Origin of the sequence: Bacillus sp. B1-b2, assembly GCF_009183415.1 — a bacterium.
GTDB lineage: Bacteria > Bacillota > Bacilli > Bacillales > Cytobacillaceae > Niallia.
The window spans coordinates 1-1,802 of record NZ_WEHU01000069.1 but is presented as its reverse complement, the minus strand read 5'-3'; the positions used below and the strand labels follow the sequence as shown (position 1 = coordinate 1,802).

Here is a 1,802-nt window from a genome sequence, read left to right as displayed (position 1 = left end):
GAAAAGTCCTGCGGTAATATGTCAAGTACCAAAATCTAAGGAATTGGAAATTGTAAGCCAACCAATACCTAAAAAAGACAATACTTAAGAAACCCAGTAAGATATTAAACCATTTACTGGAAAATATTGAAGGATTTAGGATGTTTTATCCTTTAGTTATTCACCTTCCTTCTTGGCGTGTAGACTTGATCGTTGCGTAGCAGCGCATCGACCAACCGCACAAGTTTTCTTGCCGTTAAGACGAGTGCTCTTTTGTGTTGATGCTTAGGAACCTCACGATATTTTTTCAGGTAGTATGCCCGAAATTCAGGTTCATTTCGTTGAACCGAGTTGGCAGCTTCAACAAGGTAATAACGAAGAAATCTATTTCCTGAACGTATCATTTTGGTTTCCTCAGCTTGGAACTTTCCTGATTGATTCTTGGACCATGTAAGTCCACTATATTTGGCAATGGAAGCTTGGTTATCAAAGCGATCAATTTGTCCAATTTCGGCTAAAATACCAGCGGTATAGACTGGGCCTATTCCTGGAATCGTCTGTAAGGTATTAGGGATACCTTCTAGAAGCTTTTGGATGGCTTTGTCAAGTTCTTTAATCTGTTTAGTTATACTACGGATGGACTCTATTGAAGTCCCTAATAATAGGTCGATAGAATCTTCCACACACTTTGATAATCGGTAGGAAGATCTCGCAGCCTTTTGAATGGATTTCGCCACACACTCGGCGTCAGTAAAGCGATTTTTGCCCTTATCTTGAAGATAATTCGCAAGTTCTTGAAGATCCATTGAGCTAATTTCATCTAAGCTATATTGTTCAAGAAATAGCTCTAACATGGCATTTCCAAAAACCGAACTATCCACTTCAGTCGTAAAGGAACTACACTTATAAAATAAGTGTTGCAGAAAATATTGCTTTTCTCGCGTTAGGTTGTGAACGAGATGATATCTCATTCTTGTCAACCTTTGAAGAGCAATAAATTGTTCCTGCATCACCGCCGTTAGTGGAAGACGTCCAAACCGTAAGCGATCTGCAATAATCCAAGCATCGACTTGGTCTGTTTTATCCAGGTCAACATATGACTCTTTAAATTTTTTAATTAGTTTTGGATTAATAGTAAAGACTGTTGTTTTAAATTCTTTAAGAGATTCATCCTCGTGAAAAAACATAGCAGGATGCCAACTATAGACTGAAGTGGCCTCCATCCCGATTTGAATCTCGGAAATTGAGTTACTTTGGGCTATCTTGACAATCTGATCTTTCAGATAAGATGCCCCAGTCAAATTGTTGTCAACAGTGAGAGCAGTTAATGCTTCTCCTTCAAAATTCATGACACAAGCTTTCATATCTTGAGAGCTAACGTCTATTCCAACAAATAATTTCATGGTGGCTAACCTCCTTTCAATCTAGGATCAAGGGAAGGACTCTTCGGGATATCCCCAGTGTACTTGTCGGTCAATCACCCTCGCGTATTAGAACTCACTTTGGTCCATGAGCTGCCTGGAAGCTGCAACTTCCAGCATGGGCTGCCAAAGGGAACAGCCTGCGGGTTAGAAGTTCGAACAAGGACTGGGGAGACAGACTTTTGTAGTAGTCAAAGCTACAGGAGATGATAGAAATCCCCCAAATGATCCTAAGACCATTATCTAGGGACATCACGAAAAGTCCACCCTTTGGAAAACTTTTTCAGATAGTGGGGGGCTAGCCCCCCACTATCTGAACTAACATCTATAGAATTATCAAAGAACAATATTTTAATTGGAAATTACCTCGAAAGAGGACTATAAACTTACTATACGAGGAGA

At 39.8% G+C, this 1,802-nt stretch carries 1 protein-coding gene; it reads right to left on the bottom strand.

Annotated elements, in window-relative coordinates; translation table 11 throughout:
* Window positions 1-152: 152 nt before the first annotated feature.
* Window positions 153-1,382: an IS110 family transposase gene (locus F9279_RS24720; RefSeq protein WP_031540352.1), complete on the bottom strand. Its 1,230-nt coding sequence runs from the start codon at window positions 1,380-1,382 to the stop codon at window positions 153-155.
* Between the last annotated feature and the right edge of the window lie 420 nt (window positions 1,383-1,802).

Excerpts from the sequence above, each read along its gene's own strand:
- F9279_RS24720 (WP_031540352.1), bottom strand. The coding sequence starts at position 1,382 with ATGAAATTATTTGTTGGAATAGACGTTAGCTCTCAAGATATGAAAGCT.